Source organism: Desulfobacter hydrogenophilus, from assembly GCF_004319545.1.
In the GTDB taxonomy this organism is placed as follows: domain Bacteria; phylum Desulfobacterota; class Desulfobacteria; order Desulfobacterales; family Desulfobacteraceae; genus Desulfobacter; species Desulfobacter hydrogenophilus.
The window spans coordinates 2,151,828-2,171,445 of the sequence record NZ_CP036313.1; the positions used below are offsets into that span (position 1 = coordinate 2,151,828).

The following is a 19,618-nucleotide window of genomic DNA, read 5'->3' on the forward strand; positions in this document are numbered from 1 at the left end:
AAAGAATCGGAATCTCAATTGGGGGACAGACCACGATTTTCTAATTGTATCTTCTTTCAAACCAGTATAAATTGGCATTATGCCAAGACGTCCGAGAATAGTAGTTTCCAACATCCCTCTTCATATTGTTCAAAGGGGGAATAACAAGCAGGCTTGTTTTTTTGCCGATGATGACTACTTGTTTTATCTTCAATGGCTTGAGGAATATGCATTAACCTCGGGTTGTCTAATCCACGCTTACGCTTTGATGACAAATCATGTCCATCTGTTGCTGACCCCTAAAAGTAGCAGCAGTGCCGGTATGAATTGGAACCTGATGAAATAGATTAAATCAGAAATGCCACGAATGGAAATTTTGCATTGGGGACGTAGTAATAAATTAATATTAGGAGATAAATAGCATGGATAGAGATACCATATTGGTTTTGGAGGAAGCGCCTCTCCTGGATCTCGTGGAAAAAAATTTTAATGTCAAACTTGGAGGGTTGAGGGATGAGGAATATCTCACCCAGGCCTGGGGTATAATGGAGATTCTGGTTGAAAAGGGGTGGAGTTTCGATATGCGGATTGAACGAAATTTAAAAAGAATAGACGGATACAAATTCGACAACGGCCCCGGGACCATCTTTGCACAGCACGGTTCCTTGCCCTATTTTGACAGTATGTGTGAAGGTATTTGTAAAACCTGTCTGGTCGCCCTTGTACTCACCGAAGGTGTCAAGGCAGATTGAGCCTTCCTTTTTAAAGTTAAGGAAGAGGGCCGTGGAAACGCATTCTCAAATATGGCAGATTCAGCCGGTAATCCTCTTCCGATAAATTGGAAGGCGTGTTAATCCATAATATTGAGAATGCGTTTCCACCCTGCCTGATATTTTTAATCCCCTGCGCCTTAAGGGTGATTATTTTTTGCCTGTGAAAAGGTCGGCAATGGCTCCAGTAAAGTCGTCGGTCGCCTTTTGAATGTATGCTTCCCAATCTGTACCATGGCGATAAAAGGCCATGGAAGCAATTTTTTTGGTAATTATTGCATTTCGGTAAGCTTTAAGCTTTTCTGCATTCAGAACCTGTAAAATTGAATTTTTTCCCATGCTTTTCCACATCACTTTGGGGATATAGGCCTTCAGCACTTCCCACAAAAGATCTTCATTGGTCGTAATTTCGTCAATGTGATCGGCCACCACAGTCTGGAACGTAAAAATCTGTTCACTGGTCTTTTCGGACAGCACAAATAAAGGTACGCTGGGATCTGATTCATGGATACGGATAAGCATGGCAATTTCAGCTTTTGCATAGGTGGCGACAAGATCCATAATATCCCGGATTAACGCCCAGCGGGTATCCACATGGTCCAAAAGGCGTTTTTCATAATCATCTTCCAGTAAAAAGGCGGTGAGCACCTCGGCCACGGCAGATGAAAACACCCCGCCCTTGTTGGCGGAGCTGTCTTTGATCTGTTTGATGCCCGTGAATGAAGCAATAAATCGCCGGGCAGGATCGTCAAAAAAGACATTGGCCCCTTCCACAATATATTTTAACTGGGCAAAGTTTTCGGTAAATGCCCGGACATTGCCCCGGTTGATGGTATCCTTAAACCCGCCGCAGGGGATGAAGGCCTGGATATTTGCCTGTTCAATATATTTACGGTTGGCCGGATCTGTCAAAAAATTTCTGTGAAATATAGCCCCCTCTGCCACCCGGGTGCCGTCGGGCAGGGTTATGTTCTTGCCTTTCAGTGGCACTATAAACCCCCTGGGGCCAAGCTTTTCCATCGGGAACCCCAGAGAGTTCATCCGGGGGGTGGTGTGGCGCATGAATGCAATTTGTGTCAATGCCTGTCTGTTAAGCCCTTCCGGGTCAAATAAAATGGAGCCGCCGTCAATGATCAGGCAGATTCTCCCCCTGTAGCACTGGATCTCATTGGCGCCGAGATCTCCGTCCGGGCCGCCGGTCATCATCAGGTTCAGGTCCTCTTCTTTGGCCCCGTAGTGCTGGACCATGGTGCGAAACGCCCCCATGACCGATGTGGTGGTCATGCCGCTGACTGTGATCCTGTTGCCGATACGCTGCCAGATTTCCTCCATGTCCGGGGTAATAATTTCGGTTTTGCCGTTAATGGCAAGTTCCGTTTCCCCGTCATGGGCCAGCAATCCGAACAGATCGTCATTGTCCAGAATTCCGTAAGTGTCGTGGGGGATGCCAGAGCTTTTACCTGTGGTTATGGTGCGCCAGTGGGCGTATCCTCTTTCTTTTGCCCGCAGGGCCACCTTGTCCATCAACGGCGCGGTACCTTCGTCCGGGCCAAAGAAGATCATTTCCGGTTTTTTATAGAGGTCCACCACATCGGCATCGGGTAGCATCAGATCCATGATTCCGTCGGTGTAATCATACAGGGCCTGCATGCTGTAGGTGGCATATAAAGAATGGGGTACCACCACGCCCTTGGATCCACTTTCGCAGATATCCTTGTGTTTCAGGCGCTGGGCCTTGGGGCCCAGGGCATAATTGAGCAGCACGGCATTATCCAGTTCCATGGCGTGGTTGGCCGGTGTTACCCGGATCATGCGAAGTCCGCCCCTGGCAATGTCGGCGGCCCGAAGGTGAGTGCCGCTGGCATAATGGCCGTTGACATAAAAAACACCAAATACAAACTGATCAAATACCAGGGGATCCAGAATCCGATGGTCCATTCTGAATGCAAAGGAGCGCTTCTCGGGTTTATAAAAATTGGTCTTTAAGGTGGCACTGATAAATTTGAACATGAAAGAAAAAATATCCTGTCCCATGGGAGAATCCATGAATCTGACAGACAGGGTCTGCTCAAAATCAGACCGGGCCTTGTCCAGTTTATCCCCGTCACAATCACACAGGCCTGCCGGGTTGAACCGGTCATCAAAGAGTTTAAACAAAACCTTGATCAGGTCCGGGTGGGCGAAGACAGTATCCATGATTTCGCGGTACACATAGGTAGACTTATTGGACTCGTGAATTCTGGCGGCAAAGGCGGCCTTGTGATCAGCATTTTCCAGGCTGTCCATGATCTCTTTGTCACTGTGATTGCCCCGTTCCTTGTAAATGAACATATGGGTGAAATCCACAGCGTTTCCGGCAAAGAGCATCTGCCTGAAGTTTAAGCGGCCATCCACGTAAAGCCGGGTAATTGCTGAAATGCTGAAACTTAAAAATGCCTGCAGATCATCGATAATCAGCTTTTCCAGGGTGCCTGACAGGTCACCTGTAACATAGACAGAGCAGATGGATGAAGGGACCCCTGCTTTGGTGCGGTAGGGCTCCCAGTATGCCCGGGTGATGATCAGACCATGGTCGGCGAACAATCTGCGCAGAACCTCCATCTGGGGTTTTTCAAAATCGGAGTTAAACATGAACAGGGTTTCGGAAATATCAGCTAAGGGGTACACCGCGATCACCGGGGTTACTTCGTTTTCCACGGTTTCAAGAAACATCTCATACCGGTTGCGGGTCAACCGGGGGGTCTGGTCATAGTCCTTGTCCAGATCGAAAAGGAAACGCGATCCTGATAGCGTTTCTTCGGGCATATTCAGTATGGTTTCAGAACGGAATACATAGGTGTAGTATTTTTTTTGTGGGTTAAAATAGTATTCCCTGCGATGCCCGACCAGTTGACTGTCCAGTATGCTTTCCATGGCCTGCCGGGTTTCGGCAGTGGCAATGCGCACCCGCTGGGCCTGACTGGTTTCGGTTAAGCCGAAATCAACGTCCGCCACCCAGGGAAACAAGTCCACACCATCGCCTTTGACCCGAAGACTTATGGCGATGGCGGAGAGAATCCGTTTTAAAAAGTCCTTGGTAATGGTTTGAAAAAAATAGGGCGGCAGACCCAGGTCATAAAGCAGGAGACCGGCAGCCCGGTTAATGCAGTTTGCGGTGATCAATCCTTCCGAAGACAGATCAATGACAGCCTCATACAAAAGGCTCGGGTTAAGATTAACGCGCCTGGCCTGGCTTATAATATACGTTCCTGATGAAACAGATCTATTGGTCGGGGTTTTCATGGCGCCTCCTTGGAATTGATGTCAGTCATTAAAATTAGTGGAACGTATACAGCCGTAAAGGATACAGGTTTTCAACCTGAGCAGCAACCCCTGGATCTATTGAATCCAGAGAAGTTGCATGTCATTGACCGGCAGTTAAATACTGATCTTAAATAGTTCTTGGGGATCATTTATCAACGTATGAAATTGAACAAAAATCTTTGCGAACCATTTGGAATGGTGGTATGAATTTTTTAAGGATATAAGGATGCAGAACCACACATCATGAATATAGATATTATCGGAGCCGAATCATTAGGTGTACGCGGGCTATGCTGTTTTGTGACAGTTGGCGAACAAAAGATTCTTATTGATCCCGGGATTGCCCTGGGATTCCTTCGTAAGCGTCAGGCGCCGCACCCGGCTCAAGTTGCGGTGGGCGAAGTAATTCGTAAAAAAATCATACAGGCCTGGGGCGTTGCCACAGACATTGTTTTCAGCCATTTTCATGGGGACCATGTTCCGCTGGTGGATGCAAATCCCTATCAGTTAGATGCCTCCCTGGTGTCAAATTTGAATCCCGGTGTACCGATCTGGACAAAAGCACCTGATTTTTTAACTGCCAAGGAACAGAAAAGATTTTCAGCCCTCAAAGAAAGGCTGGATGCCCGATGGCAGGATTGGACCACGAAGGCCGGTCTGTTACGGTTTTCTGCGCCCGTTCCCCATGGAGAGAAAACAGAGCGCAACGAAAGTGTTATCATGACCCGGATTGAGGATGACATTGTGTTTGTGCACACGTCGGACATTCAGCTTCTTGATAACGATACCGTTGATCTTGTGCTTGGGTGGCAACCAGATATACTGCTGGTCGGCGGTCCGCCGCTATACCTTGAGCAACTCAGTTCAAGGCTGCGTAACCGGGCCTGGCATAACGCGGTACGGCTCGCTGATTCGGTGAATACACTGATTCTTGACCATCACTTGATGCGAAGCCTTGAAGGACTGCAGTGGCTGGACAGCCTCTCATCAGAATCCGGGCACCGGGTTTTTAGTGCAGCTGACTTCATGGGAAAGCCACGCCGGTTATTAGAGGCTGAAAGAAAAATGCTCTATGAAAAAATGCCTGTCCCTTTGAGATGGCACCAGGATTATGCAGAAAAGAAGGTTGACACTAAAGGGTTTCAGATATTCCTGTCCCCCCCAGGATGAAAAATTTTGAATGCAATGTTTAATGAATATTAAAAAGGAAAAAGATATCAATATCAAATCAAAAACCGATAAGATAAACGACTGTTCTGAGTGCAATGCTAGCTGCAACCGTGAAGATCTATTTAGCATCGACGACCGGCTGGTGTGCCGGAAATGTCTTTTTGGGGAAACGTTACCTGTCACGATCTACCCTATTGGAACTATAAACAACAATTTTGAAAGGGATGAAACACCATTTGGAAGAAAAGGCAGTGGCGCGGTTTCTAAAATTGAGCTGTTACCGTCCCAAAAGCGTTTTATGTTGGGGCTTGAACAGGAACCTATGATCACAATTGTTTACTATCTGCATAAATCCCGTTCGGTTAAGACATGCTTTAAGCGGGGTATTGACGGCAAACAGGTCGGGGTATTTGCCTCCCGGACCCCGGACAGACTGTCAAGGATCGGAATACAGGATGTAACGCTTTTGGATATCAAGGGTACGACGTTGTTTGTTAAAGGGCTGGATGCGGTCAATGGGACGCCGGTTCTGGATATAAAATTAAAAATTAAAACAGCCCAGCCATGATTTCTGAGAAAATAAAAGAAAAATACGACCAGGCTCCCCATGCCCCCGGGGTTTATCTCATGCGGGACAAAAAGGGAAAGATTCTTTATGTGGGCAAGGCCAAGGATTTAAAAAAGCGGCTGGCCTCATATTTTGTAAGAAAGGATCAGCCTGAGCCCAAGACCGCAGCGCTTCTGGCCCTGGTGGCTGATTTTGATCTGGTCGTCACCCAGTCCGATCAGGAGGCCTTTATCCTGGAATCCAACCTGATCAAAAAAGAATCCCCTAAATATAATGTTCTTCTTAAAGACGGCAAAAACTATCCATTGCTGCGCATTGACATGAATGAGCCCTATCCTTCCATCCAGCGGGTACGACGCATTGAGAAGGATAAAGCCTTGTATTTCGGGCCGTATTCTTCCTCCAAGAGTGTGAACCAAACGTTAAAGCAGATCCAGCGGATTTTTAAACTTCGAAAGTGCCGGGACGCCCAGTTTAAAAATCGGTCCCGGCCCTGTCTGAATTATCAGATCAAGGCATGCCTGGGGCTTTGCTGCAATGAGGTGGACCCCGTGGAATATCAGGCCAGGGTTAAGGATGCAGTTTTGTTTCTTAGGGGGCGGACCCGGGAGGTGATCAAAAAACTGCGCCTTGAGATGGCGGAATATTCAGCTGCCCAGGCTTTTGAAAAGGCCGCCCAGGCCCGGGATACCATCTTTGCCGTGGAACGGATCATGGAGCGCCAGGTGGTGGTGTGTGCGGACGGACAGGACCGGGATGTGCTCGGACTTGCCTGGAAGCGGGATCGGGCTGTGGTGACCGTGATGCAGGTAAGGTCCGGACATCTGATAAACACGACCTATTACCCTTTGGACCTGGGATTTAAGGACCCGGATGAGGTTTTGGCCGCCTTTGTGACCCAGTATTATGAGAAAGCCGCTCAGATTCCGGGATTCGTTCTGTTCAGCCATCCATCTGATGACATGGACCGGGCCGAAGCCCGGCTCAATGAAGTGGCTGATCACCGGGTTCATTTTCATTCTCCGATTCGCGGAGAAAAGAAACGGCTTGGGGACATGGCCCGGCTTAACGCAAAGGCAGAGCTTGAAAAAATTTTATCCAGGGAGGAGGAGGCCCGGGCAGGGCTTACCATGCTTCAGCACCTTCTGGGTATGGACCGGCCGCCCGAACGTATGGAGTGTTTTGACAACTCCAATCTCCAGGGAAAAGATCCCGTCGCAGCGATGGTGGTATTCTCCGGCGGCAGGCCTGATAAAAATGCTTACCGTAAATTTATTATAAAGGATATTGACCACCAGGATGACTATGCCTATATGACCCATGTTCTTTCTCGCCGATTCCGGCACGATCGGGAAGATATGCCCCTGCCGGATTTGCTGGTGGTGGACGGAGGAAAAGGGCAGTTGTCCATGGCCGTGAGTGTAGTTATGGAATTGGGGCTGGAAGGGATGTTTACCCTGGCAGGCCTGGCCAAAAAGGATGCGGACAAGGGCGAGAAAGCAGATAAGGTCTACCTGCCCGGGCGGTCCAATCCGTTGAATACGGCCCAGTCTGCCAAGGCGCTTTTTCTTCTAGAGCAGATTCGGGACGAGGCCCACAGATCTGCCATTACCTTCCAGCGCTCCCGCAGGGAAAAACGGGGAAAACTGTCCGTCCTTGACGGTATCGCCGGTATTGGACCTAAAAAAAAGAAGCTGCTGCTCACCACCTTTAAAGGTATTGATAATATCCGAAAACAGTCGCCGGAGACGCTTGCCTCGCTTCCCGGCATTACGCCGGCAATGGCAGAGAATTTGCTCCAGGTGTTGTCTGAACTGAAGTTTCCTGAAAATTAGAATCGGTTTGAGAAAGCCTCAAGATGCAGTTGGCATGGAAATTGAGTTTCATTTTTCATGCCAAACTTAAACGGTTTGTTGAAATAACATACTGAATTTATTTAAAATAAGCGATAAATAGATCTTGGAAGGTAGGCGCTCCTATGGTATATTTTAATTGGCTAATTAATTGAAATTATACCAAAAAAGGAGCGACCTACCATGTTTATATTACGTGATTTGCTATTACCTCTGCAAGCTGTATTTTCTAATACTGTTCAGGGACAGAAACGGAAGGTCTGGTTTGTATACACGCTATTGGCTGTGTTGGTTCCATTTACATCATCAATCACCTCTAACCTGTTACGTGCCCTGCAAACTCTATTTGGTTTAAAGCTGAAAAGTCAGCGCTTTTATGCCTTCATGGCAAGCCCAACATTACCATGGAAAGGACTATGGCATACGATGTGGGGAATGATTCCGTCACCAGCTGTAAAAGAACGAATTCTGCTAGTACTGGATGATTCCATAAACCCAAAGAGTGGAAAAAAAATTTTTGGTTGCGCATATTTTCACAACCATGCCTCAAAGTCTAACCAAAGTTCGTATCCATGGTCACAGTGTATTCTGGCAGTAGGATTATTGAAAAAAATAAAATCCAGATGGGCCTGCCTGCCTCTTGATTTTCGATTTTATATGATGAAAAAGGACATTGAGGCAGAATCTGCGACTGCCACACGGAAAGGAGAGGTTCTTCATTTTGAAGACAAAATGGCACAGGCGGCCACAATGATAACGGATATTCGAAATTACTATAAGCAACCGGTGTTGATTGTGACAGATAGCTGGTTTGGCAACAATGGCCTCTGGTCCAGGTTGGATCGTAGAAATGAAGGCTCTTTCCACCTGCTTTCTCGTATGCGAACAAATATTATTCTGTATGATTTTGCACCTGTCGCTACAGGAACACCTAAGGCTGGCCGTCCACGAAAGTATGGCCTACGTTTGGGTTCTGTGGATGATTGTGCAGGGAGGTTGAAGGAGAACTCCCAGAGTTATAGGGTTTTTCTCTACGGCAAAAAAAGGGAAGTGCTGGCGTATTCACAAACCGTTATGCTGAAGACGATGAAGTGTAGGGTGCGGGTTGTCTGGGTTTATCGAAAAACACGGTACGTTGCCCTCATGACCACAGATATGAGGCTTTCGGTTGAGCAAATTATAGAATATTATGGCGCGCGCTGGAAAATTGAATCAGGATTTAAAGAAATTAAGCAGGAGATTGGCAGTTCAAAATCACAAGTTCGGAATTCGGAAGCCGTACTGAATCACCTTAACTTCTGCATGATGTCCACAACGCTGACATGGATCTATGCTGACCGGTTGGAAAATGCACCCGATCGAAGATATAAAATTCGGGGACGAGCCGGATTTGCATTTTCTGATGTGCGGCGGATAATTGCGGAGGCGGCATTGAGTTCTGATTTTTATAGTGTTTGCCCTGTGCCAGCGCAAACCCCACAAAAATCTTTCGTCAAAATCCTGCTACGCATGGTTGCATAGCAAAAAACTCGATAAATTTACAGGAAACTTTAGGTCTGAATAAGCTGTAATTAATTTATCTTTTTGTTTTTTGTCATTAAAAACGCGAAGATATCAGCGTCTGAAACTTCGTGTTCTTCTCGAACTTCGTGGTAAATTAAAAAATAAAAGGTATTGGTGATTAACCTTTGACTGCCCTGATTGTCTTGCATCTCGGAGTGGACATTTATGCTCAGCTGTTTTATTAGATAGTGTTTTGTTTCGACAAAATTTAATGATTGTATTATGATCCAAATTTTTGGCGAAAATCTACTTAGCAACGGACCCGTCAGCGGGCCGGGAGAAGAAAATGAACGATAGGTTTGAGGACGACAACACTCAGAATACTGACCAGGGCATTGACCAAGGCATCGATGAAATGAGCTTTGAACAGATGCTTGATGCCTATGATTCAAAAATCGGCCGGGAATTCAAGCCCGGGGATATGGTGGAAGGGCAGATCATTTCCATCGGAGAAAATTCAGTTTATTTGGACACGGGGACAAGGTCCGACGGTGTGATAGATAAGTCCGAGCTGCTGGATGAAAATGGTGAATTTCAGTATTCAGTGGGTGATATCCTCAAACTGTATGTGGTTTCCTTGAGCGAAAGCGAAGTGATTTTGTCCAAGGCGGTTTCCGGGGCCGGAATGGCTGCCATGATTGAGGATGCCTATCACGGGCATGCCCCTGTTGAAGGTCGGGTGACCGGCGTTGTCAAAGGCGGTTTCTCAGTAGATGTCCTGGGTAAAAGGGCGTTTTGTCCGGTGAGCCAGATTGATGTCAAATATGTGGAAACCCCCGAAGATTACGAGGGCCAGACTCACCATTTTCTGATTACCCGGTATGAGGAAAAAGGCCGGAATATTGTCGTCTCCCGCAGGGAGCTGCTCAACGAGCAGATCAGGGAAGAACGTACCGCATTCATGAAAGAATTGGCCGAAGGGGATACGGTCCAAGGCAAAGTGATTAAGCTGATGTCCTATGGCGCCTTTATTGAACTTGCCCCCGGCGTGGAAGGCATGGCCCATATTTCCGAATTGAGCTGGTCCAGGGTGGAAAAGCCCGAAGAAGTGGTGCGGGTGGATGATGTTCTGCCTGTCAAGGTTCTAAAGATTGAAAAACCACTTTCCGACTCCCCTAAAATTTCCCTGTCCGTTAAACAGACCTCGGGAAACCCCTGGGATAATATCGATACCACGTTTAGTACCGGAGACCAGGTCAGCGGTAAAGTGGTCCGGCTAACCTCTTTCGGGGCTTTTGTGGAGATTGCCCCGGGTATTGACGGTCTGGTCCATATATCTGAAATGAGCCATGTGAAAAGGGTGCTGCGTCCCGAGGACGAGGTTAGCGTCGGTGAGATTATTCAGGTGATGATCAAGGGCATTGACATGGACAGTAAGCGGATCTCTCTGAGCATAAAAGATGCGGCAGGCGATCCCTGGACCGGTGTTCTGGCAAAATATCCCGTGGGTAGTGTCGTAGAAGGCATCCTGGAGAAAAAGGAAGGCTTTGGGCTGTTCATCCGTGTGGAACCCGGCATTACAGGCCTGATGCCTATGTCAAACCTGCGCCAGTCCGCCAATGCCGGGAAAATTGAGGCACTGAAACCCGGGGATACTGTACCGGTCCTGGTTCAAGAGGTAGATGAGGATAACCGGCGTATGACCCTTGCCCCCCCGGATCAGAAATCTTTAGGCAACTGGAAGCAGTTTGCAAAAAGTGCCAAGAGTGGTTCTTCCTTCGGGTCTATGGAAAGCATCCTTCGCGCAGCACTGGAGAAAAAGAAATAGGGTCGCTCTCCTGTGCTTTTAATATGTCAGCAATGTTTATCACCGATTTTGACGGCACCCTGCTCACGGATCACAGGCGTATCCGTGGCCAGGATCTGGATACCCTGGCCGGATTAAGGTCTGCCGGTGTCATTACGGTTATTGCCACAGGGCGCAGCCTTTATTCCTTCCGGCGCGCCCTTAAGCATATGGGGCTTGATCCGGAAGATTTGCCCCTGGATTATTTGATTTTTTCAACAGGTGCCGGCATCATGGTCTGGCCTGGGAATCAATTGATCCGTTCCTGTTCCATCCCTAAAGACGGAGTCTTGGAAATTACCGCCTGTTTTGATCGTTTTGGCTTTGATTATATGATCCACAAAGCCATTCCCGATACCTCATACTTTTTGTTTAAATCCACATCCGATTGTAATTTTGATTTTCACCGGCGGATGGCAATGTATGCGAATTTTGCTACGCCCCTTGGGATGGGAACCACGATTTATGACCAGTCCACTGAGGTACTTGCCATTGTGCCCGGTGGATTTTCCTGGGAGACGCTGGATACGCTTCGCTGTGAACTGTCCGGATTCAGCGTAATTCCTGCGACTTCTCCATTGGACCATCAATCTTTGTGGATAGAGGTGTTTCCTGCCGGGGTCAGCAAAAGTGCGTCGTCCCAATGGCTGGCCCGACATCTTGGTATTCGTCGGGAAATGGTGACCGCCGTGGGGAACGATTACAATGACGCAGACCTTTTGCACTGGGCCGGGCAGGGGTTCTTGATGGATAACAGCCCGGATGTCCTGAAAAATAAGTTTCTATCTTCGGGCTCTAACAATGAATGCGGTGTGAGCCGGGCGGCAAAGTCGGCAGGGTTTCTACGCTAAGCTTTCGTCCGGGCCATGATAATAACGATGTTCAGCCAATTATGGGTTTGGAAATATAATCCTTGGCACCCATCTGAAGGGCCTGGATGACATCTTGTTTTTTACCGGTGCCTGAAATCACGATCCTGGGCTGATCCGGGTCAGATTCATGGATGGTGTGCATGACCTCCAGGTCGTCCATGACAGGCATGAGCAGATCTGTGATGACCACATCCTCTTTTTCCCGGAAAAATAGATCCAGGCCCATATGCCCGTCTTCCGTCGTAAAAAACCGGTATCCCTTATCCTCGAATAAATCAACAGGCTTTCCCTGATGGAGATCTCATCATTTATGATGAGAAGCGTTTCCTGGTACATTTTGATCGGGTGTATTTTTGAAAATTTATTCACTGGGAGCATAGTTCTTCGGTATTTGTAGATATTTTAAATGCTTTAAAATAATATTGCCGAAAACGACGATACCAGCTCGATGGAACAAACGTAAATCACAGCTCTTTAATTAATTGCGCCATATCCCTGACTGCCGTGTCCATACCTGTCATGACAGCCTTTGAGATGATGGCATGTCCGATGCTGTATTCTGTGATTTCAGACAATCCCTTGAATTCTTTGATTGATTGGTAACAGATGCCGTGTCCGGCATGAACGCCCAGCTTCAGTTTGACACCGATTTTTGCCGCATCCACAATCCTTGTGTATTCTCTTTCCCGGTCATACGAGGTTTTGGCATCGCAGAATGCGCCGGTATGAATTTCAATGGAATCGGCATCAATTTTGTGGGCCATTTTGATCTGATCCAGATCAGGATCAATAAAAATGCAAACCTTGATTCCGGCATTTTTCAGGGTGATTACGGCCTGGCGAATGTGTTCCATATGGGTAATCACATCAAGTCCGCCTTCGGTGGTAATCTCCTCTCTTTTTTCAGGTACCAGGGTGACGGTTTCGGGTTTTATGTCCAGGGCAATGCCCAGCATTTCACTGGTGGCTGCCATTTCAAGTATCAACCGGGTTTTTATTGTCTGGGAAATCAGCCGGACATCGCGTTCCTGGATGTGGCGGCGGTCTTCCCGCAGATGTACCACAATGGCATCTGCCCCGGCGGTTTCTGCGGCCAGGGCGGCTTGAACCGGTTCCGGGTGTTTGGCGCCTCTTGCCTGGCGCAGGGTTGCCACATGGTCTACATTTACTGCTAACTCAGCCATTTTGATCTCCTTTCGTTCAGGAATTAACTTTTTCAGAATGCAGTCAGATCGAGATTCTTTTCTATGAGCCGGAGAAGTTCAAGACTTTTTTCTTCCATTTCCCGGGCCTGGCTTTCACCCAATTCATGGTCAAACCCAATCAAGTGAAGAATGCCGTGTATCAATAATTGAGACATCCGTTCATCCGTGGAAATTCCTGCGGATAGTGCCTCGGTCTGGGCCGTATCAAGAGAGATCACCACATCTCCGAGAAGTCCCGGGGTAATATCTGAAAATTCTCCCTCCTGCATGGGAAAGGAAAGCACATTGGTGGGGGCGTCTTTGCCCCGGTATGTCCGGTTCAGATCCCTGACCTGGGCATCATCCGTAATCACAATGGAGATTTCGTGGTTATCACAACCCAAGGCGCTTAAGATCTGTTCGGTCTTTTTGTGCAGAGGCGTTGTTGGCAGCCTCTCCTCTTGGTGGTTGTCTATCAGTATCTTTAGGTTTTCCATTCTTCTTGTCCTGCTTTTTATCCTGGGGCTTGTCAGTGTACTCAATGCGGCTGTGGTAAATAGAGGTTAAAATGTTATTAAAACTTTTGGCGATTTGGTGCAGATCTTTCAGCGTCATTTCGCACTCTTCGAGCTGACCGTCGGCAAATATATCATTGATCAGCTCTTTTACCCGGCCCTTGATTCTGGATGGGGTAGGGCGCTCAAGTGCCCGGGTTGCAGCTTCTACCACATCTGCGAGCATGACAATACCCGCCTCCCTTGTCTGGGGTTTGGGACCCGGGTATCTGAAATCATCTTCATTAATGTTTTCATTTCCGGCGTTCTTGCTTTTGTTATAAAAATATTTTATCAGGGATGTACCATGGTGCTGGATAATGCCTTCCACAATTTCATTGCCCAGTTTGTATTTTTTGGCCATTTCCACGCCTTTTTTAACATGGCCGATGAGAATCAATGCGGACATGGACGGGGAAAGTTTGTCATGGCGATTCCGCCCGTCAGATTGATTTTCAATGAAATACATGGTTTTGTCCAGTTTGCCGATGTCATGGTAATATGCCATGACCTTGGCCTTGAGACTGTCTGCATGGATGGCGGATGCGGCTGCTTCGGCAAGGGTTGCTACAATAACACTGTGATTGTATGTGCCCGGAGCCTCGATCATTAATTTTTTGATCAGGGGCTGGTCCAGATTTGAAAATTCCAGTAGTTTTGCAGCCGTCGTATAATTGAACAGAACTTCGATTAACGGTGTGAATCCCACGGTAAGAATGGCCGCAAATACACCGCCGCCTACGGCCATTGTCACCTGTTTAAGTAATATTCCCCATGGCAGTGCCTGGGAGGGCATGAAAAACCCAAGGGCAATGGCAAGGCATGCATTGAACAACGCCAGTTTGAATCCTGCCACAATGAAATGGTGACGTTCTTTTCTTTCCTTGATCCAGTAGGCCGCTGTGACACTGGACAGAAAAAAGAACAAAAAGACCTGGAACTCGCAGCCAAAGGAGATGGTACATAAACTGCAGAGCACTATAGAAAAATACAGGGCAATGTCGAACCCCAGGAAAATGCAGGTGATCATGGCCGCAGCCGGCAAGGGAACCACCATATATATTGCTCTTGAGGCGATTTTACCGGACATTTCCGGATTTGAGGCGTGGGCAATGTACACGGCAAGCTCGGTAAATCCGATATAAAGCAAAAGGCCCAGGACAAGAAAGGTCATGTGTTTATTCATATCCCGGCCAAGCCTTGGATGATCTTTGAGGTAAAGAAAATAAACCACAAGAAGCAAAAGGCTGGTAAACATGCAGATGCCGGTAATGGTCATGATAACATCTTTATCCTCGACCTGTTCGCTTAGGGCGTTGAGTTTGACCAGTTTGAGTTCATCAACCCGCTCCCCTTCCCGAATGATCATTTCGCCTGCCTTGATCTGGTAAAGGGTGGGTTTGATGTGTGTCTGGGCTTCCCGGATGCGCTTTTCCGTTTCATTTTTATTCAAGGTGATATTGGGCCGTAAAAGTCGCTGGCAGATATCCACAACCAGATTGGCCAAGCTGTAGTTGGCGTTTTTCAGGAGAGGCTGGCCCACAACCCTTACCATGGTCTTGGCCTGGTCTGGTCCGTAAAACACCTTGAGGTCGGTAATGACGCGTTCCTCGTGGGAGTGAATGGTTTTAAGGATGATTCCTTTTTCTTCTTCGGCCAAAAGAATCTCTTTATTGCTTACGACGCCGTTGGTCAGAATAGTACCTATAATGGCGGTAAGATATCCCGTAACCTCTTCGGAAAATTTTTCATTGAACAGGATCTGGAACGCACCTTTGGAGATTTTTATGCCCAGTTTTTTTTCAAATTGGGGCTTGAATGCCAGGGCCATGGAAAATGCGGGAGCCGGAGATCCGGGGGGGCTATTTTCCAGTGCATTTTCCTGGGATTGGAACATCTCTTGTCCGAAATGCATGGCCGCTGCAATGTCGGTGGTTATATTTTTCAACAGGTCGGCATCAAAATCATATACCGTTTTGGTCGATGTCTTGGCATAATTCATTTTGGCCAGGTTGGTGGCCTTGTCTTCTATAAAAAAATTTTTGGGCGCTTTAATGTCCCTGCCAGCCACATCACCTATTTTATATGCATATGATTCAGTGGTGTGGTCAAAGGTCTGGGCCAGGGTGAACAGAGTTACTACCAGAAGAAACATCACCGGCGGGAGATACGGGGTGGATGACAGGACTTGCCCGACCTGCTTAAACCATCCCTGGTTATTTGCTTTTTTCATACGCGTCTATGATGTCGGACACCAGACGGTGCCTGACAACATCTTCCTTTGAGAATTCTATAAATGAGATCCCCTTTATCCGGGCAAGCAGCTTTCTGGCTTCCACCAGCCCCGATTTTTTCCCTCCGGGCAGGTCTGTCTGGGTAACATCACCTGTAATAATGGCTTTTGAACCATATCCAATTCGGGTTAAAAACATTTTCATCTGTTGGGAGGTGGTGTTCTGGGCCTCGTCCAGAATGATAAATGCATCGTTTAGGGTTCTGCCCCTCATAAATGCAATGGGTGCAATCTCAATCGTTTCCTGCTCAATATAAGCTCTGGCTTTTTCAAAATCAAGCATATCATAAAGGGCATCATACAGAGGCCGTAAATATGGATTTATTTTTTCAGCCAGGTCACCCGGAAGAAAACCCAATGCCTCTCCAGCTTCCACCGCAGGACGGGTGAGAATGATTTTTTTTACATCACCTTTTGTAAACGCTGCAACGGCCATGGCCATGGCAAGGTAGGTTTTTCCGGTGCCGGCCGGGCCGATACCGAAAAGGATGTCATTGGATTTTATGGCCTCGGTGTATGTCAGCTGGGTTGGGGTCCGGGGTGTAATCGGCTTGTTCTTGGCCGTTACCACTATTGTGGTGGTAAAAATTTTTTTCAAGGGGGTGGCCCCACCCTGTTGAACCGCATTAATGGCGGCATCCACAACAGCAGGTGTCAATCGTATTTTTTCTTCCAGAAGGTCATAAAGTTGGCCGACCAGATCAATCACCTTATCTGCTTTTTTTTCTGCACCACTGACTGAAATTGCTCCCCCCCTTGAGTTTATTTTAACATCAAAGGCCCGGGCAATTTTTTCCAGGTTGGTATTGTGTGTCCCAAAGAGTTTCTGGGCAAGGGTAATGTTCTGAAACTCAAGATTTTTCATGGGCTATAGGGTGCATTTTATTGGTTTAAAGGTCAATAAAAATCTTGACTGGCAAGTTATCCTGCTGTTATCTGTTTGTGCATTTAAAATTATAATCAAATTAAGGGAACATATGAATTTTTTTGACCTTTGCGTATTGATTATTATTGGGTTTTGCCTTATCCGGGGGGGCTTTAGAGGCTTGGTTCGGGAAATTTCCGGCATCGTGGGGGTTGTGGCCGGTTTCTACGGAGCCAACACCTATTATCCCCAGTTGATTCCCTATATTAATTCATGGATTTCATCACCGCAGATTCAAAAACTGGTCTGCTTTTTTCTATTGTTCTGTCTAATTCTCATTGCTGTGGGGCTTGTGGCCGCCCTGATCCACAAATTGCTGAAAATTGTATTTTTAGGCTGGGTGAACAGAACATTCGGTGTTATCTTCGGGGCTGCCAAAGGTATACTTATTACAACCGTCCTTTTTATAATAATCACAAGCTTTGCACCCAACGGCAGTAATCATATGGCAGCGTCCCGCACTGCACCCTATCTGGCCCAGGTTGCTGATGCTCTGACCCTGTTTATCTCCCGGAATATCAAAATGGATTTCAGTAAAGAGTTGGAAGGATTAAAACAAACGTGGAAACAATAACTCCCCTGCTTGAGATTATCCGAAGGCTTCGGGGGCAGAACGGATGTGCCTGGGACAGGAAGCAGACCCCGTCCACCATGTGGAGGTGTCTTGCCGAAGAGCTATATGAACTGGAAGAAGCCATCGTCAAAGATGATGAGGATAATATTGTAGAGGAGCTTGGAGACGTTCTTTTCCAGGTCCTTTTTATTATGGAAATTTATGCCGACTCCGGCAGATTTCCCTTTAACCGGGTGGTTAATGCCGTGGCTGAGAAAATGATTCGTCGCCATCCCCATGTTTACGCAGACAGCCGGATTACATCCGAAGATGAATTAAATAAACAATGGGAGGCGATTAAGGCTGGAGAGAAAATCGGTTCGGGCACTTCTGAAAGACGCTCTGCCCTTGACAATGTGCCTGGCGGAATGCCGGGGCTGCTGCGGGCTTTGAAAGTTTCTAAATCTGCAGTTAAGGCCGGATTTGAGTGGGAAAACTTAGGGCAGGTTCTGGATACCGCAGTTTCAGAAATACATGAATTTGAGGCAGCACTCTCCATGGACCAGGATGATGCCATACTTGAATTTGGAGATATCCTTTTTTCCCTTGTGAATGTGGCAAGATTTGCCGGTTTTCATCCGGAAACAGCACTTTACCGGTCCACTTCAAAATTTGAGGAACGATTCAGGACCATGGAAGCTGCCATTGAAAAAAAAGGCCTTGATTTAAAGCAGATGTCTCCCGGAGAAAAGGAGACGTACTGGCAGGCAGCCAAACAGGTTTGTGCACAAAGAAAAAAATGATGTCTATAGCCTCTTATTTAATCTGCGGTCCTTACAGGTAGTCACCTCTCTGGAATTTTAGATATTCTGTTTTTGCAGTAATAGCCGTACTGGTGGCAATATCTATGAGTTCCTGATCATCTTCTCCAAGAGACAGTGCTTCTTCCAATAAAGATGTGGCGTCTTCATCCAGCCCTTTAAGCACAGGCTCAATATCCTTTAAAGTGAAACTGGTATCATTGAGCTGGGATGAATAGCTTTCCAGGCCGGTCAGCAGCTTGTCGGTTTTATTCGTAACAATGGAAGATACGGTTTGAATGTCAAAAGCCGGCGCAGAGATTTCACCCAATTCACTGGTCTGTGTCCCTTCCTTGGCCGCCTCTATTTCTTCCTGTGCGGAACTGAGCAATGATTCAAATCCCTGTGCCTGTCCTCTGGCCTGGGATACTTTAGTTGATTGACCATTTATTATTTGGGTAATGTTTTGGATATTGTTAATATTGGTCATATTGTCCTCCTTTTTTATTAAGGAAGAATAAAGCAAAAAGTGTGCCGACTAATTTGAATTTCCAATGATTCGGTTGTGTTTGAATTTAATATAAAAATCAAAATGTTATCGCGTTGAGGATAAAAAAACTCCTGCCTGAAGACATTGATGCGTCAGGCAGGAGGGAAAAAAATGCCGCCTGGTTAACCCACTTCGTTCATAATGGAGCCGATCATTTTTTCCGCAACCTGCTCGGCATTCACTGTGTATAGATTGGACTGAACCTGTTGTTTGAGGGCTTCAACCATCTGGGCTCTGTCTTTGGGTTCTTCGGCAGATGCGGCCGAAATTTTCTGGAGATCCCTGGTGGTGCTGGACAAATTAATGCTGTCAGAGAGGGGCTCTTCAGATTGTTTGCCTTGCTCCGCCGAAGTTTTAGCGGTCGTGTTGGCATTATTGGCAGCGTAACTTTGATTGATATACTGCGGTGTGGAATTAATTTTCATATTAAACACCCTCCTGGGATTCCATGTTGGAATCAGCCACCTGGCGTGCCAGTTCCGTCATCCGTTCTACAATGAATTTAGAATCCTCCACGGACAAGGTCTGGACAACCTTATTATTATTTTCATCAACCGAGCTATAAGTGAATTGATTTCTCCCTTGGGTAAAATCAATTTTTTTCCCCAGCTCTTTTTCAATTTGATTGGTGATATGGGCCTCATCTTTTTCGTTTTCATTGGGGCCTTCGGTGATAATTTTATCAACAATGTTGCTTGCAACCCTATCTATAATGGCCTGACGCTTGCCTTCCGATGAGATGTTGACACTGTCTGCAGAAACCTTGTTGGCATCGCTGAATTTATTTTTCCCCAGCAGTTTGCCTTGGCTGAATTGCCTTGAGTAGACTTTCAAGACATTTTGTATTTGGTATGAAGGTATCTGCATTTTAATTTTCTCCTTAAACCCAGTATCG

At 46.9% G+C, this 19,618-nt stretch carries 19 protein-coding genes; 10 read left to right on the top strand and 9 right to left on the bottom strand.

All coding sequences use genetic code 11. The features are described from left to right. Window positions 1-79: 79 nt before the first annotated feature. Both EYB58_RS09460 and EYB58_RS09465 read left to right on the top strand, forming a co-directional pair. On the top strand, window positions 80-325 hold the full coding sequence (locus tag EYB58_RS09460; RefSeq protein ID WP_242637604.1) for a transposase: 246 nt from the start codon (window positions 80-82) through the stop codon (window positions 323-325). 76 nt (window positions 326-401) lie between these two features. Further along, window positions 402-731, top strand: coding sequence for a hypothetical protein (locus EYB58_RS09465; protein ID WP_111956985.1), 330 nt, complete (start codon window positions 402-404; stop codon window positions 729-731). Between the two features lie 168 nt (window positions 732-899). Here EYB58_RS09465 and EYB58_RS09470 read toward each other — a convergent pair whose 3' ends face one another. Then, entirely contained in the window at window positions 900-4,031 is a 3,132-nt protein-coding gene (locus tag EYB58_RS09470; protein WP_111956987.1) for an NAD-glutamate dehydrogenase domain-containing protein, read from the bottom strand. Window positions 4,032-4,295: 264 nt separating this feature from the next. Between EYB58_RS09470 and EYB58_RS09475 the strand changes: the two genes are divergently transcribed. The 6 genes from EYB58_RS09475 to EYB58_RS09500 all read left to right on the top strand — a co-directional run bounded on the left by EYB58_RS09475 (window position 4,296) and on the right by EYB58_RS09500 (window position 11,843). Next, window positions 4,296-5,222, top strand: coding sequence for an MBL fold metallo-hydrolase (locus tag EYB58_RS09475; protein ID WP_111956989.1), 927 nt, complete (start codon window positions 4,296-4,298; stop codon window positions 5,220-5,222). Between the two features lie 22 nt (window positions 5,223-5,244). Further along, entirely contained in the window at window positions 5,245-5,790 is a 546-nt protein-coding gene (locus tag EYB58_RS09480) for a TrmO family methyltransferase domain-containing protein (protein WP_163354416.1), read from the top strand. Continuing rightward, window positions 5,787-7,625: an excinuclease ABC subunit UvrC gene (gene uvrC, locus EYB58_RS09485; RefSeq protein WP_111956993.1), complete on the top strand. Its 1,839-nt coding sequence runs from the start codon at window positions 5,787-5,789 to the stop codon at window positions 7,623-7,625. The genes EYB58_RS09480 and uvrC overlap by 4 nt, the downstream gene beginning before the upstream one ends. 201 nt (window positions 7,626-7,826) lie before the next feature. Beyond that, window positions 7,827-9,164, top strand: coding sequence for an IS701 family transposase (locus tag EYB58_RS09490; RefSeq protein ID WP_111960851.1), 1,338 nt, complete (start codon window positions 7,827-7,829; stop codon window positions 9,162-9,164). 328 nt (window positions 9,165-9,492) lie between these two features. Next, entirely contained in the window at window positions 9,493-10,974 is a 1,482-nt protein-coding gene (locus EYB58_RS09495) for a 30S ribosomal protein S1 (RefSeq protein WP_111959610.1), read from the top strand. A gap of 23 nt (window positions 10,975-10,997) precedes the next feature. After that, complete coding sequence (locus EYB58_RS09500) at window positions 10,998-11,843, top strand: HAD family hydrolase (RefSeq protein WP_242637605.1); 846 nt, start codon at window positions 10,998-11,000, stop codon at window positions 11,841-11,843. A 31-nt stretch (window positions 11,844-11,874) separates the two neighbouring features. On the opposite strand, the gene EYB58_RS09505 is transcribed toward EYB58_RS09500, so the two are convergent. The 5 genes from EYB58_RS09505 to EYB58_RS09525 form a co-directional block, all read right to left on the bottom strand. Next, complete coding sequence (locus EYB58_RS09505; protein WP_242637606.1) at window positions 11,875-12,090, bottom strand: response regulator; 216 nt, start codon at window positions 12,088-12,090, stop codon at window positions 11,875-11,877. A 238-nt stretch (window positions 12,091-12,328) separates the two neighbouring features. After that, complete coding sequence (locus tag EYB58_RS09510) at window positions 12,329-13,048, bottom strand: pyridoxine 5'-phosphate synthase (RefSeq protein WP_111959608.1); 720 nt, start codon at window positions 13,046-13,048, stop codon at window positions 12,329-12,331. A gap of 32 nt (window positions 13,049-13,080) precedes the next feature. Beyond that, window positions 13,081-13,545 (bottom strand): rRNA maturation RNase YbeY, encoded by a 465-nt coding sequence (gene ybeY / locus EYB58_RS09515; RefSeq protein ID WP_242637607.1) that lies wholly within the window; start codon window positions 13,543-13,545, stop codon window positions 13,081-13,083. After that, a complete protein-coding gene (locus tag EYB58_RS09520; protein ID WP_111959606.1) occupies window positions 13,442-15,835 on the bottom strand; it encodes an HD family phosphohydrolase in 2,394 nt (797 codons plus the stop codon). Before EYB58_RS09520 ends, ybeY begins: the two co-directional genes overlap by 104 nt. Next, window positions 15,819-16,760 carry a PhoH family protein gene (locus EYB58_RS09525; protein WP_111959605.1) on the bottom strand — a complete coding sequence of 314 codons (942 nt, stop codon included), beginning with the start codon at window positions 16,758-16,760 and terminating at the stop codon, window positions 15,819-15,821. Before EYB58_RS09525 ends, EYB58_RS09520 begins: the two co-directional genes overlap by 17 nt. Window positions 16,761-16,872: 112 nt before the next feature. On the opposite strand from EYB58_RS09525, the gene EYB58_RS09530 reads away from it, so the two are divergent. Together EYB58_RS09530 and mazG are read left to right on the top strand one after the other, a co-directional pair. Further along, window positions 16,873-17,394, top strand: a complete 522-nt coding sequence (locus EYB58_RS09530) for a CvpA family protein (protein ID WP_111959613.1) — start codon at window positions 16,873-16,875, stop codon at window positions 17,392-17,394. Next, window positions 17,382-18,176 (top strand): nucleoside triphosphate pyrophosphohydrolase, encoded by a 795-nt coding sequence (mazG, locus tag EYB58_RS09535; RefSeq protein WP_111959603.1) that lies wholly within the window; start codon window positions 17,382-17,384, stop codon window positions 18,174-18,176. The genes EYB58_RS09530 and mazG overlap by 13 nt, the downstream gene beginning before the upstream one ends. Window positions 18,177-18,207: 31 nt before the next feature. Here mazG and EYB58_RS09540 read toward each other — a convergent pair whose 3' ends face one another. From EYB58_RS09540 to EYB58_RS09550, 3 genes are all read right to left on the bottom strand, one after another. After that, window positions 18,208-18,663, bottom strand: coding sequence for a hypothetical protein (locus EYB58_RS09540; protein WP_111959601.1), 456 nt, complete (start codon window positions 18,661-18,663; stop codon window positions 18,208-18,210). A gap of 182 nt (window positions 18,664-18,845) precedes the next feature. After that, on the bottom strand, window positions 18,846-19,148 hold the full coding sequence (gene flgM, locus EYB58_RS09545) for a flagellar biosynthesis anti-sigma factor FlgM (RefSeq protein WP_111959600.1): 303 nt from the start codon (window positions 19,146-19,148) through the stop codon (window positions 18,846-18,848). Between the two features lies 1 nt (window position 19,149). Next, window positions 19,150-19,590, bottom strand: a complete 441-nt coding sequence (locus tag EYB58_RS09550) for a DVU0524 family FlgM-associated protein (protein WP_111959598.1) — start codon at window positions 19,588-19,590, stop codon at window positions 19,150-19,152. Between the last annotated feature and the right edge of the window lie 28 nt (window positions 19,591-19,618).